Source organism: Methanobrevibacter sp. UBA417 (assembly GCF_002508845.1).
Classification (GTDB): Archaea; Methanobacteriota; Methanobacteria; order Methanobacteriales; family Methanobacteriaceae; genus Methanobrevibacter_A; species Methanobrevibacter_A acididurans.
Genome location: NZ_DAZC01000032.1, coordinates 12,811 through 27,534, shown reverse-complemented (window position 1 = coordinate 27,534; position 14,724 = coordinate 12,811). Strand labels below are relative to the sequence as shown.

The 14,724-nt window shown below is 27.5% G+C and carries 17 protein-coding genes; 2 read left to right on the top strand and 15 right to left on the bottom strand.

The annotated features are described in order from the left end of the window. Positions 1 to 4: 4 nt before the first annotated feature. The 7 genes from BP769_RS07520 to BP769_RS07490 form a co-directional block, all read right to left on the bottom strand. Positions 5 to 1,240 (bottom strand): U32 family peptidase, encoded by a 1,236-nt coding sequence (locus tag BP769_RS07520; protein ID WP_413825988.1) that lies wholly within the window; start codon positions 1,238 to 1,240, stop codon positions 5 to 7. A 155-nt stretch (positions 1,241 to 1,395) separates the two neighbouring features. Continuing rightward, positions 1,396 to 2,784 carry an amidophosphoribosyltransferase gene (gene purF, locus BP769_RS07515; protein ID WP_413826125.1) on the bottom strand — a complete coding sequence of 463 codons (1,389 nt, stop codon included), beginning with the start codon at positions 2,782 to 2,784 and terminating at the stop codon, positions 1,396 to 1,398. Positions 2,785 to 2,898: 114 nt separating this feature from the next. Next, positions 2,899 to 3,954, bottom strand: a complete 1,056-nt coding sequence (locus BP769_RS07510) for a hypothetical protein (protein WP_413825991.1) — start codon at positions 3,952 to 3,954, stop codon at positions 2,899 to 2,901. 20 nt (positions 3,955 to 3,974) lie between these two features. Continuing rightward, positions 3,975 to 4,940 (bottom strand): UDP-glucose 4-epimerase GalE, encoded by a 966-nt coding sequence (galE, locus tag BP769_RS07505; protein WP_413862358.1) that lies wholly within the window; start codon positions 4,938 to 4,940, stop codon positions 3,975 to 3,977. 236 nt (positions 4,941 to 5,176) lie between these two features. After that, positions 5,177 to 6,358 carry an NAD(P)/FAD-dependent oxidoreductase gene (locus tag BP769_RS07500; protein WP_413825995.1) on the bottom strand — a complete coding sequence of 394 codons (1,182 nt, stop codon included), beginning with the start codon at positions 6,356 to 6,358 and terminating at the stop codon, positions 5,177 to 5,179. Positions 6,359 to 6,382: 24 nt separating this feature from the next. After that, a complete protein-coding gene (locus BP769_RS07495; protein ID WP_413826127.1) occupies positions 6,383 to 6,550 on the bottom strand; it encodes a 4Fe-4S binding protein in 168 nt (55 codons plus the stop codon). A 260-nt stretch (positions 6,551 to 6,810) separates the two neighbouring features. Then, a complete protein-coding gene (locus BP769_RS07490) occupies positions 6,811 to 7,419 on the bottom strand; it encodes an acyltransferase (RefSeq protein WP_413825998.1) in 609 nt (202 codons plus the stop codon). A 218-nt stretch (positions 7,420 to 7,637) separates the two neighbouring features. Between BP769_RS07490 and BP769_RS07485 the strand changes: the two genes are divergently transcribed. Then, a complete protein-coding gene (locus tag BP769_RS07485; protein ID WP_413862356.1) occupies positions 7,638 to 8,678 on the top strand; it encodes an ATPase in 1,041 nt (346 codons plus the stop codon). An 83-nt stretch (positions 8,679 to 8,761) separates the two neighbouring features. Continuing rightward, positions 8,762 to 9,067: a hypothetical protein gene (locus tag BP769_RS07480; protein ID WP_413828387.1), complete on the top strand. Its 306-nt coding sequence runs from the start codon at positions 8,762 to 8,764 to the stop codon at positions 9,065 to 9,067. A gap of 58 nt (positions 9,068 to 9,125) precedes the next feature. Here BP769_RS07480 and BP769_RS07475 read toward each other — a convergent pair whose 3' ends face one another. The 8 genes from BP769_RS07475 to BP769_RS07440 form a co-directional block, all read right to left on the bottom strand. Further along, positions 9,126 to 9,830, bottom strand: coding sequence for an ABC transporter ATP-binding protein (locus BP769_RS07475; protein ID WP_413862354.1), 705 nt, complete (start codon positions 9,828 to 9,830; stop codon positions 9,126 to 9,128). A 20-nt stretch (positions 9,831 to 9,850) separates the two neighbouring features. Then, positions 9,851 to 10,999: an ABC transporter permease gene (locus tag BP769_RS07470; RefSeq protein WP_413862352.1), complete on the bottom strand. Its 1,149-nt coding sequence runs from the start codon at positions 10,997 to 10,999 to the stop codon at positions 9,851 to 9,853. Between the two features lie 135 nt (positions 11,000 to 11,134). Further along, entirely contained in the window at positions 11,135 to 12,562 is a 1,428-nt protein-coding gene (argH, locus tag BP769_RS07465) for an argininosuccinate lyase (protein ID WP_413862350.1), read from the bottom strand. Positions 12,563 to 12,742: 180 nt separating this feature from the next. Next, positions 12,743 to 12,898 carry a 30S ribosomal protein S27ae gene (locus tag BP769_RS07460; protein WP_409197706.1) on the bottom strand — a complete coding sequence of 52 codons (156 nt, stop codon included), beginning with the start codon at positions 12,896 to 12,898 and terminating at the stop codon, positions 12,743 to 12,745. A gap of 47 nt (positions 12,899 to 12,945) precedes the next feature. Next, a complete protein-coding gene (locus BP769_RS07455; protein ID WP_413826015.1) occupies positions 12,946 to 13,260 on the bottom strand; it encodes a 30S ribosomal protein S24e in 315 nt (104 codons plus the stop codon). 88 nt (positions 13,261 to 13,348) lie between these two features. Then, complete coding sequence (locus tag BP769_RS07450; protein ID WP_413826129.1) at positions 13,349 to 13,822, bottom strand: GTP-dependent dephospho-CoA kinase family protein; 474 nt, start codon at positions 13,820 to 13,822, stop codon at positions 13,349 to 13,351. A gap of 134 nt (positions 13,823 to 13,956) precedes the next feature. Next, complete coding sequence (spt4, locus tag BP769_RS07445; RefSeq protein WP_413826018.1) at positions 13,957 to 14,139, bottom strand: transcription elongation factor subunit Spt4; 183 nt, start codon at positions 14,137 to 14,139, stop codon at positions 13,957 to 13,959. Next, positions 14,136 to 14,702, bottom strand: coding sequence for a DNA-directed RNA polymerase (locus tag BP769_RS07440; protein ID WP_413826021.1), 567 nt, complete (start codon positions 14,700 to 14,702; stop codon positions 14,136 to 14,138). The genes spt4 and BP769_RS07440 overlap by 4 nt, the downstream gene beginning before the upstream one ends. Positions 14,703 to 14,724 lie beyond the last annotated feature (22 nt).

The following is a 14,724-nucleotide window of genomic DNA, read 5'->3' as shown; positions in this document are numbered from 1 at the left end:
CTAATTATTCTCTTTTAATTAATTTATATACATAATCACTTTCTCGTAATTTTTCAGGTATTAATATTGCTACATTTTGACCTTTATAAGCAGTTTGTATAGGTTTTTTATTTATTTGCATTGAACTTATTTTATGAGTTATTGAACCTGTTGTTGGTCCTTGAATCATTATTTCATCACCCAAATGTAAATCGTCCCAAATTTTTAGCTCAACAACATGTATTTTATTATAATAATTTACGACTTTACCAATATCTTTTTTAATGTATTTAGATTGATTATCTTGACTTTGAGTGTAAGGTATTTTAAAGTAGAATCCTGTGTCAAATCCCCTATTAAATACTTTATTCAATTCTTCCACCCATAAAGGTTTATATTCATAGCTTCCACTGTTATAGGAGTCTATTGCTTCACGATAAACTTTTGTAGCTGTTGCAACATAATCAGGAGATCTTGCTCTTCCTTCAATTTTAAAAGAATCAACACCTGTTTTCATTATTTCAGGTATATGTTCAATTAATGCCATATCTTTAGGTGAGAAAAAATTAGTGTGATATGAGTTATCATATGCTTGTGTTATTATAAAAGATTCATCTTCACATTCTGTTGTGTTTTTAACATTTAAATTATTATTTCCCTCATAAGTTAATTTCCATTCTTTTCTACAAGGTTGAAGACAATCCCCACAGTTTGCACTTCTATTATACAATCCATAACTTAAAAAACATCTACCACTAATAGCCATACACATAGCTCCATGAATAAATATCTCTGTTTCTATAGGGGATTTATGTGCTAATTGAGAAATTTCATTTAGATTTAGTTCTCTTGAAAGTATAGCCCTTTTGACTCCTAATTCATTTAAAATTTTTAATGTTTCTAAATTAGTAGTGTTTTCTTGAACACTTAAATGAGCTTCTAAATCATTTTCTACTACAGAATGGATTAATCCTAAATCAGATAAAATTACTCCATCAGCACCAGCTTCTTTAATAATAGGCAATTGTTTTTTCATTAAATTAATATCTTTGTCTTTCATAATAATGTTAGTGCAAACATATAATTTACTATTATATTCTTTAACAATTTCTGCAACTTTTTTTATGTCTTTAATTGTGAAATTGTTTGCATTTACTCTCATATTTACACCTTCTAATCCAATGTAAATTGAGTCTGCCCCATTTTTTAATGCTGCAGATAAGCTTGTGAAATTTCCTGCAGGTGCTAATAATTCTACCATTTTTAATACTTACCTTAAATTATTTTTTTGTAAACTTATAAAAGAATATTAAATTATTGAAAAAGAAATTTATTTGAAAAAAGAAATTAATATTTAAATAGAAAAATATTTAAAAAAATTGTGAATAAATAGAATCTGAAAATTCCATTTAAATTTTAAAATTTATAATAAGATTCTGGAGTAGCTGTATCTGGAATACAAGTAGGATATTCTTCAGTTATACAACCTAAGCATAATTCTTCCCTATCAAATCCTATAGCATCTATTAAATCTTCAATAGTGATATATCCTAAAGTTTCAGCCCCTAATTTTTGTCGGATTTCTTCAACAGAAAAATTTGCAGCAATTAATTCCTTTTTTGTAGCCATTGCTACACCATAATAACAAGGACTTATAACTGGCGGGCAACCTATCATTAAATGAACTTCTTTTGCCCCAGAAGCTTTTAACACATCAATTAATGATTCTGAAGTTGTTCCTCTAACTATACTATCATCAATTAAAACTATTTTTTTATCTTTTAATTCTGAAGCTAAGGGGTTTACTTTTAATTTAACTGCCATTTCTCGTTCTTCTTGAGTTGGCATGATAAATGTTCGTCCAACATAACGATTTTTAATTAAACCTTCAGCATAAGGTATTCCAGAAGCCCGTGAATATCCAATAGCCGCAGGTATAGATGAATCAGGTACTGGCATTACAACATCTGCATCATCAATAGGATATTCTTCATAAAGTTTTTCACCTATCTTTTTACGAACCTCATAAACTGTTTTACCATCTATAATACTATCAGGTCTTGCAAAATAAACATATTCAAACATACATCTTGCAAGTGGGAATTTTCCTGCTATTTTTAAAATATGACTTTTAACTTCATCACCATCAAAGTATACTATTTCACCAGGTTCTAAATCACGTATATACTCTGCATTAATAACATCTAATGCAACAGTTTCAGAAGCTGCTATATATACATTATCTTTTTTACCAAGAACTAATGGTTTTATTGCTCTTGGATCTCGAATTATATATAAGTCATTGTTTATAAGTATTGTTAATGAGTAAGATCCTACAATATCTTTTGAAATAGTTTCTAATACTTCTATAATGTTATCATTTTTTTCATGTTCTCTTTTAATAAGATAACATAATACTTCAGAATCAGTATCTGATTGGAATTCATAACCATCTTGGATTAATTCTTTTCTCAATCTAGCTGAATTAACTATATCTCCATTATGAGCTATTGAAATGAATCCATCATCAAAGTCTGTTACAAATGGTTGTGAGTTTTCAAGTTTTGATTTACCTGTTGTTGAGTAACGTACATGTCCAATACCAACATTTCCAACTAAATTTTTGATTTGATCATCTTTAAAAACATCAGTTAATAAACCCATTCCACAGTAATAATTTAAGCCAGAATCATGATTAAAAGTAGCTATTCCTGCTGATTCTTGACCTCTATGTTGTAAAGCATATAATCCATAATAAATTAATGAAGATACATCAAAGTCTTTATTTGTTGAGTGTATCCCCATAATCCCACATTTATCTCGCAATTTATAGTCTCCGTAGTTATAAAAAAAATTAAAAAATATTTATAATTAATTAAATCTTTAGTTATTCATAATATATAATATTTTATTTATTTCTTAATCCCAAAGGTTTTGAAAATTTGACATATCATATTCATCATTATTATTTTCATTTCCATCACTGATTGAATTATCAATATTTTGATTTTTAGTATCCATATTATGATTTAAATCGTTTTGTAAATTTTCATTATTTTCTAAAAATATTAAGGTTGTTCTAATTATTTTTAACCAATCAATTGCTTCATCTTTAGTTTTTGCAACTATAAAACCTTGACCTACAATTATATTTAATGGTTTAAAATTGTTTGTTGCATAAATTACTTTATCTTCTTTTGTTAATATTTCATCAAATGATTCTTGCCATAATTCTTTAAGGTTGAATACTTCTAATAAATCTTTTGTGTATATATTTGCAAATTTTGATTTGAAATTACTGTACTCAGATTTAATATCATCTAATGTATTTTCTAAGCTTTGTATTTCTTCTTTTAAACTTTGATTATTATCAGTTAATTCTTTTGAATAATTTATTGCATTAGCATTCTCTAAATTTAATTGTTCATTAGTTTTAATTAATTTTCCATAATCTATTTTTAAATCATATAATTCTTTTTGAATTTCACTAATGTCTTCTCTATTCAGTATAGAAGTTAGGGATGCTCTAATTATACTATTATGAATTTCATGTTCTACTTTTGAGGGTTCTATAAATTCATTTCCATTAGCATTTGAGAATATTAAATATTCCACATAATTATAATTTGTTTTTAATTCTTTGTATTGATTAATGAATTGTTCTTTTCCTTCAGATGTTAAATCGATTGAGATTAATATTAAATCTGCACCTATTATGGATTCTTTTACTGAATTTATATCTTTGGTTGGTATTATTGAAGATACAGACATATTATAATTGTCTATTAAGTGCATATTATTTACTGCTTTAATTAAAATTTCAGCAGCATCTAAATCTTTTACAATAATTTTAACATCTAAAATGTTTTTTTCATAATCATGAGATTCTTCTGAATATTGATATTTTTCTTCATCATTTTGGTTTTCTAATTCTTGTGAAATTTCATTTATATTAAAATTGTTTTCATCTTCCATTTTAATTAATCCTTCATTTCTTATTGTTTTTTATGCCAATTCCATGCTGTTTCCACAATTTTATTTAATGTATCATATTCCGGTTTCCAATTTAGTTCTTTTCTAATTTTAGTAGAATCTGCTACTAATTTTTCTGGATCTCCTTTTCTTGGTGATTTAATTATTGTTGGAATTGTAGTTCCTGTAACTTCTTGACAAGTGTTAATTACCTCTTTTACAGAGAAACCTTCCCCATTTCCTAGGTTGAATATTTTTGATTTCTGTTTATCTTTTAAATATTCTAATGCTAATATGTGTGCTTTGGATATATCGTTTACATGTACATAATCTCTGATACATGTTCCATCTGGAGTGTTATAATTTTCTCCATAAATTGAAATGTAACTTTGTTTTCCCATTGCAGTGTTAAGGATTAATGGAATTAAGTGTGTTTCGGGATTGTGCATTTCACCTATTTCACTTTCTGGATCTGCTCCTGATGCATTAAAGTACCTTAATGAGATATAGTTTAAGTTTCCATTTTTAGATTCATTTTCTAATGTTTTTTCAACTAGTAACTTTGATTGTCCATAAGGATTTATTGGTTTTGTTTGAGCATTTTCAGTTATTGGAATTTCTAAAGGATTTCCATATAATGATGAGGTTGATGAAAAAATGAAATCTTTAACATTGTTCTGTTTCATTACTTTAATTAAGTTTAAAGTATTTTGGTAATTGTTTTTTAAATACATTGCAGGATATTCAACACTTTCAGGTACTGATGTAAATGCAGCACAATGTATTACTCCATCAATTTGATATTTATTGAAAATTTTATTTAGTGCTTGAGTATCTTTTAATTCTGCTTCTACAAGTTTACCCCATTTTACTGTATTTTGATTACCACTTGAGAAATTATCAAGCACAATTGTATCATATCCTTCTTTGTTCAATAATTTATTGATGTGTGAACCAATATATCCTGCTCCACCTGTGATTAAAATCATACTTTTTATTACTCCCATTAATTTATAATTTTTATTAAAATTTAGATTGTACTTATAAATATTTAGAATTAATTATTAATTAAATATTTAATTATGTTTATAATTATATTTATAAAAAATTTTTGCAAATAGAATTAATTCATGAAAATTTTTAAAAAAAGAGGGGTTTTATGTTAAATTTTAAAAAAAGAAAAAATGATGGTGGTTAATTATATTTTTAAGTAAATTACTTGTGTTTAAAATAATTTACCTAATTTTAATACAGCTTTTGGTGATACTTTAATTAAATTTTTAACAAGCTCTTCTGTGTTTGCTTTTTCAAATTCAATATCTTGGAAAGCATTTGCTACACTGTTTAATTCTTTATCATTTAAACTGAGTAAGTAGTCTTTTACTTTCAAGTATTTTTTCATTTCATCACCGATTGCATCTCTTAAGTTTGTATCATATTCTTTGAGACGTTTTTCACTGTAATCTTTTTCTTCTATTGCTTTTGCAGCTACTTTACCTGCGTGTAAACCACCGGTCATTCCACTGATAATTCCTCCACCAGTTAATGGATTAACTTGTCCTGCTGCATCTCCAACAACTAAAAGATTGTCTGCATATATTTTTTTATGGATTCCTCCAACTGGGTCTCCACCAACATTCATTTCTACAGGTTGTGCTTCTTGTAATGAATCACAGTTTGCGACGAAATCATCTAAATATTCTATTGCAGGTTTTTCTGCTACATTTGGTAATACTGCTAATCCTACGTTTGCTATGTCATCTTCTTTAGGGAAAATCCATACATATCCTCCAGGAGCAACACTTCCAAAGTAGAATTCTATAACATTTCTATCTTTAAGTTTTACATTACACATTTCGTATTGTATACCTGATTCCATATCTTTTGCTTTTGTGCTTGTTTTTAGTCCTGCCCATCTTGCGATATGTGATTCTGGTCCATCTGCTGCTATTAAGATTTTACATTTTATTTCGAATAGTTCACCCATTTTTTCACAGGTAACTATAAATCCATCCCCATCTTTTCTTACACCTTTTGCTTGGGTTTTAATGAAGATTTTTGCTCCTTCTCTTGCTGCATCCATAGCCATGTATTTATCGAATACTTTTCTTTCTAGGATGTATCCTGCTTCTGGAATTTCAATTTTATCATTGGTTAACCATACATCAGTTCCATCTGGAGCTACTAATCTTACTCCATCTAATTCACGTGTTACCCAACTTGGGTTTGGTTCTACTCCAACTCTTTTTAATCCATTTTTAGAGACTCCTTCTGCACATCTTTTTGGAGCACCTATTTCTGCTTTTTTATCCATTAATATTACATCTGCTCCGCCTATTGCTGCATGTTTTGCTGCTGAGGAACCTGCAGGACCTGATCCTACTACTAATACATCAGTTTTAATCATAAGTATCATTATCTCCTAAATATTTTATTGTTTTTCTAAAGCATGTAAAGGACATGTTTTTATACAGATATCACATTTTTCACTACATTCGTCTTCATCAAAAACTAAACTAGTTTCTTTTACTTCAATACAATTTTTAGGACATACTCCGGCACATGCACCGCAATATGAACACCAATCTTTTATTATCATCATAGGGTTCTTTACTCCAGAAATATTTATTCTTTTATTTTAATTAAAAATTTATAATTGTTAAATTAATTAAACCATTTTCTTTTTTTAAAAATTAAATATTTAGTTATGAAAAAAAATTTTATTATGGTTTGTAATTATAAAAGTTATAATATCTTAATTTTAAGTTAATGTAATATATATATTTTTCTAAAAAAAGTATTATTAATTAAATATTAAATTATTTAAAAAAAGGTAAGGGAAGATTTTAAGAATTTTTTTTAAATAATATTTTTAACTCTTAATGATGCAGCTAATGGTTTTATCTTAGCTGGTGTTCCTATAGCTAAATAAAATGGAGGAACACTTCTGGTTACAACTGCACCTGCTGCAACCATAGCACCTTCTCCTATTTCAAGATTACTTAAGAAAGTAGTGTTAGCTCCAATTGAAGCTCCTTTTCTTATTCGTGGCCCTTTTAATTTGTAATCTACTCTTATAGGATACCGATCATTAGTAAAACATGCACATGGCCCTATGAATACATTATCTTCAATTATAGTGTTTCTTGGAATATACACGTTTGATTGAATACTTACATTATTTCCGATTACACATTCTCCTTCTATCACAGTATTTGTACCAATGAGAACATCATTTCCAATGTTAGTTTTTTCACGTATTACTACATTATGACCTGTTTTGAAATCATCCCCAATTATAACATCATTATAAATAATACTATTAGATCGTATAACTATATTTTGCCCAAGGACAGGTTCTTTACTAAATCTTTTATAGTTAACACCTAATTGGATATTATTTCTACTTAATTGCGGATTATCATTAGTAGTATCTTCTTCACCTAATATTCCAAAGAATTTTGCCATTTTATCTTCAATCTCCCCTAAATAAATTAATTTTATTAATTGTAAATTTTGACTTTAAAAAAAATTATTAAATTAATAAAATAAATATCAAAAGATAATAATTTTTTTAATATGATAATGATATATAATTACAAAGTATTTAAAAATTTTGTAAAAAAGTTTAATATGATTATAAAATTAAGTTTATTATAAGTCTTAAATTAACTGAGGGAAAAATTTTGAAAGTTACTAAGGAATATATTTTAGATAAAATCTACGAAATTCGAAAAGATATTGGTCATGACCCTATAATTATTAATATTCATGATATTATTTATAATAAAGAAGAAGATGAATTATGGATTATTACTACTGATAGACCTGATAAATCTGCTGTGATTGGTAAAGGTGGATGGGTAGTAGGTAAATTACGTGAAGATTTGAGTATTAATAGTATTCATGTAGAAAGTTATAGTGATCTTTTAACTAAAAAGTATAGGTTAAATTTATCTTTAAAAACATTGAAAATGTTTCGTGAAGATTATCCTAAATTAAATAGTTCATTAGTTAATTTAAGTAAATTAATTATGGATAAATTAAATAATCTTTATAGTTTTGATTTAGAAAAATATTTTAATGAACATGATTTTGTAGAAAGTGATGAACATTTAGCTGTTGTTGCTTTATCTGGTGGTGCTGATAGTTGTTTTTCTCTTGTTTTAGCTAAGATGTTGGGTTTTAATCCTATTGCTGTTAGTGTTGATCCTGGTACAATTGTATTACCTAAACAGTTTAAAGAAAATATTGAAAAGATTACAAACGATTTAAGTGTCCCTCAAGTTTATATTCCTGTAGATTATAGTGAAATTATTCAAGAAAGTTTTAATGGTCGTTTTCATCCCTGTGGTAAATGTTCTGATGTTATTGAAAATGAAGTTTTAAAATATTCTATTAAGAAAAATATTCCTTTAATTATTTTTGGTGATATGTTATCTACTGGTAGTCAATGCATTACAAAACAGTATAGTGATAATAATGAAATTTTGAGATTGAATTTGCCAGCTTGCATATCTTCAACTAAAATGGAGCATAAGAAATTGAATAAAAATTATAGTCTTAAAAATATGGAAGGATTTGGTTGTCCACTCTTACATGAAGTTCATAAAAAATATCCTTTTATGAAAAAATATAGTATTCAAAGAATTTTACGTGAAACACGATCTGGAGTTTTAGAACCCGGTGAAGCTTTAAAGTTAATTTGGAGTTTTTATAAAATATGAAAAAATAGTTTTAATAATGTATAAAATAAATTAATAAATAATTACTAATTTAAAAAAATTTTTTATATAGAAGTTGAGTAAAATTGAAAAAGAAAATATGTCCAAGATGTGGATCTGATAATGTTAAATGGATAATTCCTCAAGTTTGGTCTAGATGGTTATGTTATAATTGTGATTATACTGGACCTGTTATAGAAGCAGATGATAAATTACAAAAAGAAATACAAGAAAATTGGGCTTTAAATAAGGAAAAAATCTTAAGTGAAGAAAAAGAACGTTTCGAGGAAACATTTGATGATGAAAGTGAATTTGATAAAAAATTAGATGATGATTTAACTGATGAAGAAATGGAAAAAAAGTTAGATCAATTATTTGAGGAAAATAAATAAAAAAGGATCATTTTTTTAATAAAAATGCCTTTTTTTAATAATTCCCTATTTTTTAGAATTAGACAGAAATTTTATTATCAAGTAATGAATCCTCTGAATTTTCAAGGATTTTTCCATCTAAAACTTCAATAACACGGTCTGCTAGTTTTGCTACATTCATATCATGAGTAACAAGGATTATAGTAACATTTTTTTGTTTATTTAATAAAGTTAATTTTTCAAGAATCTTATTACTAGTTTTAGAATCTAAGGATCCTGTAGGTTCATCTGCCAATACGATTGAAGGATCATTTGCAAGAGATCTTGCAATAGCCACTCTTTGACGTTCCCCACCAGATAATTGATTAGGTTTCATTTTAGCTTTATTTTTTATTCCTACATCTTCCAATAAACTTAATGCTTTAGTTCTTTGATCTTTACTAGAAATTTTTTGTGTATACATAGGTATTTCAACATTTTCCACAACTGATAGATTAGGTATAAGATTATGTAATTGGAAAATGAATCCTATTTGTTCTGCACGGAATTCATTTAATTTTTTACTTTTTTCTAGATTTATATTCCCCACACGTATTGAACCACTATCCTGGATATCTAATGCTCCTAACATATGTAAAAGTGTTGATTTTCCACTACCAGAGGGTCCTATGATTGAAACAAATTCTCCTTCTTTTATGTTGAAACTTATATCATTTAATGCTTTTACTTGTCCATTTTCATAAGTTTTCACTAAGTTTTTTACTTCTACAATATTTTCACCCATAATAATTTTCCCTCTTTTTTTTATTCATATCTTAAAGCTTCTGTTGGTTGTAATTTAGTTGCTTTAATTGCAGGATATAATCCTCCTAAGAGCCCTACTATTATTGCAACTGCAAATGCTTCTGATATAGTAGTTATAGTAAATATTGGTGTTAATCCATTCATTATTCCCATGGCAGTTATTAGTTCTACACCTATTACTCCCATAATAGTTCCTACTATAGCAGATATTACGGTTATAACTACAGATTCTCCCATTATCATTAGTAATATTTTTTTACTACTCCATCCAACAGCTTTTAGTACACCTATTTCTCTGGTTCTTTCCATTACACTCATTAGCATGGTATTGATTATTCCTAATCCTCCAATAATTATTGCAAGTAAACTTATTGCCCATGATGCACTGTTTAACATATCTATTACACTTTGCATTGATGAAATATCTGATACTGAACTTATAGTAGTTACATTATCACTATATAAGTTATCTATTCTTTGTGTAACTTGATCGACATCTGCTCCTTTATCTACTTTAACATATATCATGGAAACATTTCCTTTTGTATCATCTATGTTTTGTGCATTTTCTAGGCTGGTGTATACTCCTTGATCTTGGTTACTATCTCCAGTTTCATATGTTCCAACAATATGGTATGTTTTATCTTTAAGAGTTAAATTGTCACCTACTGTTTTGTTTAATTGTTCAGCTGATAGTTTTCCCATTATCATTTCTGAAGTATTTTTATGGTATGATGTTCCATTGGTTATAGTTAATTCTGCAAATTTTGATTGACTTGGATCTAATCCTATAACAACTAGGTAACCATTTAATCCTTGAGGTTGTACCATTGTACTATATATACCTACTGCAGAATTTACTCCTGTTACATTTAATATTTTCCCAACCCATGATTGGTTTAATGGTGTGGCTCCAAATGAGGCCATATTTTGTTGTGACATTCCTGAGTCTGTATTGTTTTCATTTCCTGCAACTGTAAAGTCTGATCCTCCAGCATGTAATGTATCGTCAACACCTGATACCATTCCTTCAGTCATTGCCCCCAGTGCTACAATTGTTGCTATTCCTATCCCAATTCCTATTATTGCAAGGATTGCTCGGGATTTACTTCTAAATGGGTTTTTAAGTATTAATTTTAAAAATGACATTATTTTTTAATCCTTTAGTTTATTTAATTAAAAGAAAATAGTTCAAAATTGAACTATCATATGTTAGTATATTTTTGTTATAATATATAAAAATTAGGGCGAAAAAAATATAAAATGTAAAAATAGTAAAAAATTTTAATCTTTTAAAGATTTTTTTAAAGAAATTTCAGTATTAACAAAAGAAATCATATTATTTCTAGCTAGCTCAACCATTTCAGGAGAAGGACCACCAGGAACATTTCTCATCTTAACATTTTCTAGTGGATTAAGAGCAGTATGAACCAAATCATCACCTAAATTAAGTTTATTAAAACCTAATTCAACAGCAACATTATCAACATAATCAGAAGTAATATCTTCAGCATTTAAACCATTACTAATAGCTTCATTAACTATCCGACCAACAATTTTATGTGCAGTACGGAAAGGAATTTTACGTTCACGGACCATAATATCTGCAAGATCAGTAGCAGTAGCAAAATTCTTACTAGCTAAATCTAAACATCTATCTGTATTAAATTTAACAGACAATAACATATGTTTAACTATTTCCAAAGTATCATAACTGTTTTGAATAGCATTCCAAAGATGAGGAGTGAGTTCTTGTAAATCTCTATTGTAAGTATAAGGTAAAGCTTTAAGCATAGTTAAAATTGTTACTAATTCTCCATTAGCAATTGTAGCTTTACTTCTTGCAACTTCTGCAACATCAGGATTTTTCTTCTGAGGCATAATACTACTTGTACTACAATATTCATCTGCCATTGTAATAACTCCAAATTCATAAGTACTCCAAAGAACTAACTCTTCACAAATTTTAGATAATGTAGTGCATAATTGAGTTAAATCAAATACAGTCTCAGCAATAAAATCTCGTGCAGCAACTCCATCCATACTATTTTCCATATATGAATCAAAACCTAAAAGTTGAGTTGTTAATTCTCGATTAATTGGAAAACTTGTAGTAGTCATAGCAGCTGAGCCTAATGGATTTATATTAACTCTTTTATAAGTATCATCTAAACGTTGATAATCTCTTTTTAAACTTTGAGCATAAGCCATTAAATGATGTGCTACAGTAATAGGTTGAGCATGTTGTAAGTGAGTGAAACCTATGAAAACAGATTCTTTATATTCTCCAGCAAGATCAACTATACCAGTAATGAAATCTAAAATATCATATTGCATTTCTCTTATTTTTTCACGTAAAACAAGACGAATATCAGTTGCTACTTGATCATTTCTAGATTTAGCAGTGTGCATGAAACCTGCTTCTGGACCTATTTTATTGGTTACATAATTTTCAACAGCCATATGCACATCTTCTACAGATGGATCAAATTCTAATACATCATATCCTTCATCTTTAAGTGAAATTAATGCATCAATAATATGATCAGCTATTTCAAAATCTATTATGTTCTCTTGTTTTAACATTAATGTATGTGCCATGTTACATTTTACATCGGCATTGAAAATGATTTTATCAAATTCAAGAGATGAAGTGTATTCAGCTGCTTCATCTGTCATCTCTTTTTCTAATCTTCCACTTCTAAGTTTCATGACTTCACCTTAAAAAAAATTTTATATTAATTAGTTTATATAATTTTCTAATATTAAAATGTAGAAAAAATAGTATTAAGTATGTAAATATTTGAATTTAAAAAAAATGAGTATATTTATTTTGTATTTAAAAAAAAATAGATGGTTAAGTAATAAAAAATATTATAATTTTTTATAAACTTAATCTTTATTTTTCATTTCAGTGTATCCACATTTACCACATGCGTATCTGTCACCGTGGTCTGCCATAAATACTCCATTTCCACAACGTGGGCAGATTGGATTTTTACGTTCTATTTTATCGCCATCGACTTTGTAAAGACTACTTACTTTCATGTTAATTTTCTCCCTTAAATTTATTTTATTAAAATATTATACTAATTTTATTCTTCTGCTTCTTCAGATTCTTCTGGAGCTTCTGGTTCAGTATTTTTTTCAATAACACTAGTGGTTTCAACTTTCTTTAAAGCTGCTTCATTATCGTATACTTTTGCATATCCTACTGCAATAGGTTCACCATAGGAGGGTTTAATACTATCTATTACAATTAAATCTTTTTTAGTATCTAAAAGTGCAATAAGTTTACTTTTTACAGTCATTGTGTTAGGAGTAGCTTCTCCTTCATAATCAATTTCAAATTTAACTTCAGTTCTTTCTAAAACTTTGTTTTCTTTTTTTTCTATGATAGTGTATTCCATTATTAAACCTCATTATATATTTATTTTTTATATTTAGATTATCCAATTATTATTTTTTTGGGGTTTTATTTATTTAATAAAAAGCATATTAATGTGTACTATAGGACATTAATTCTTTTGCTTTAGATTTAACATCTGAAGCTTTTACATAAACTAAACCTTCATTTGGTTGTCCATATAATATTATAGTATCTTCAGGTGCAATTAAGATGCAAGGAAGAACTGCAAGATCTTCTTCCCCTTTAACTACAATTTGACGTTTGATTCCATCAGCATTTATAGCTTTAATAGCAGATTCTATGGTTTCCCATAGATCATCGGTAATTGTTCCTGCGGGATTATTTGCTTCAAGTATGTTATTTTGTATTAAATCATGAGAATGATCTTTTCTTTGTATACGATTATCAATTATTCCAAGATGGGGTGTTAAATCGTTATCTTTTAAATTTTTAGTAGTTTGATCTCCTACTGAGATTAAAAAATCTGCTTTTTTTATATCAGGAATTGCATCCTCAAAATTAGGATATAATTTTCCAAGTGGTTTTTTGAATTCTGATATCATATTATTATTTAATACAAACAAGATTTTAACCTCTAATTATGTTTTAATTTAATATTTATATTTAAAAAGAATAATTTAGAAAAATATATTCTTTTATTAATTTGACAAAATTATTTATGAAAAGTTTTAATTAATTATCTGACTCTTAGTGCATATTCGCCTTTAAGAGTTATATTTAATTCTTTAGCAACATCAGAATTATCAGGATCAGTTATGATTACTAATCCACTCCAATTTGAGCTTGTAGGATTTTTACAAACAGGACATCTTTCTTTGGAAGTTAACATTTTACAAGAGGTACATGCTTTTTCACTCATTTTTTAGCCTTCTTACCTTTTTTATTCTTGTTTTTTTCTTCTTCAATCCATTCAAATCTACCTAAACCAGTTTGTCTCATGGTTAATCCTATACGGGTATCATTAACAGATTTTCCTTTTAAACTAAGAGCAACTATTCTAGCTCTTACACGATTAGTTTCTTCTAAAGATTTATTAGATTCTTTACCAAGAAGTGCTCCTCTTTTGAAATCATAATTAATATAATCATCAGTTACTTGAGAAACATGAACAAGACCATCCATTGGTCCAATTCTTACAAATGCTCCAAATTCTGCTATTTCTATTACTTCACCTTCAACAATTTCTTGTTGTTCTGGTTTGTAAAAGATAGCATTGAATGTTACATGATGGTAAGCTGCTCCATCACCCATTATGAGTACACCATCATCGATTTCATCGATACTTGTTACTGCTACCATTAAACCTAATTTTTTATCTAAAACACCATTATATTCATCGTTTAATGTTTGAATAGCAACATCATCAAGAGGGTCTTCAAATTTATAAGGTGGGATTCTTACTGTGTCTTGAATTTTACTCATATAATACAAATTTATCCCTTCT

Coding starts and splice junctions, on each gene's coding strand:
- argH (WP_413862350.1), bottom strand. CDS start 12,562: ATGAAACTTAGAAGTGGAAGATTAGAAAAAGAGATGACAGATGAAGCA.
- spt4 (WP_413826018.1), bottom strand. CDS start 14,139: ATGAGTGAAAAAGCATGTACCTCTTGTAAAATGTTAACTTCCAAAGAA.
- BP769_RS07440 (WP_413826021.1), bottom strand. CDS start 14,702: ATGAGTAAAATTCAAGACACAGTAAGAATCCCACCTTATAAATTTGAA.
- BP769_RS07455 (WP_413826015.1), bottom strand. CDS start 13,260: ATGGAATACACTATCATAGAAAAAAAAGAAAACAAAGTTTTAGAAAGA.
- BP769_RS07500 (WP_413825995.1), bottom strand. CDS start 6,358: ATGATTAAAACTGATGTATTAGTAGTAGGATCAGGTCCTGCAGGTTCC.
- BP769_RS07495 (WP_413826127.1), bottom strand. CDS start 6,550: ATGATAATAAAAGATTGGTGTTCATATTGCGGTGCATGTGCCGGAGTA.
- BP769_RS07475 (WP_413862354.1), bottom strand. CDS start 9,830: ATGGGTGAAAATATTGTAGAAGTAAAAAACTTAGTGAAAACTTATGAA.
- BP769_RS07450 (WP_413826129.1), bottom strand. CDS start 13,822: ATGATATCAGAATTCAAAAAACCACTTGGAAAATTATATCCTAATTTT.
- BP769_RS07520 (WP_413825988.1), bottom strand. CDS start 1,240: ATGGTAGAATTATTAGCACCTGCAGGAAATTTCACAAGCTTATCTGCA.
- galE (WP_413862358.1), bottom strand. CDS start 4,940: ATGATTTTAATCACAGGTGGAGCAGGATATATTGGTTCACACATCAAT.
- BP769_RS07510 (WP_413825991.1), bottom strand. CDS start 3,954: ATGGAAGATGAAAACAATTTTAATATAAATGAAATTTCACAAGAATTA.
- BP769_RS07460 (WP_409197706.1), bottom strand. CDS start 12,898: ATGAAAGTAAGTAGTCTTTACAAAGTCGATGGCGATAAAATAGAACGT.
- BP769_RS07490 (WP_413825998.1), bottom strand. CDS start 7,419: ATGGCAAAATTCTTTGGAATATTAGGTGAAGAAGATACTACTAATGAT.
- purF (WP_413826125.1), bottom strand. CDS start 2,784: ATGGGGATACACTCAACAAATAAAGACTTTGATGTATCTTCATTAATT.
- BP769_RS07470 (WP_413862352.1), bottom strand. CDS start 10,999: ATGTCATTTTTAAAATTAATACTTAAAAACCCATTTAGAAGTAAATCC.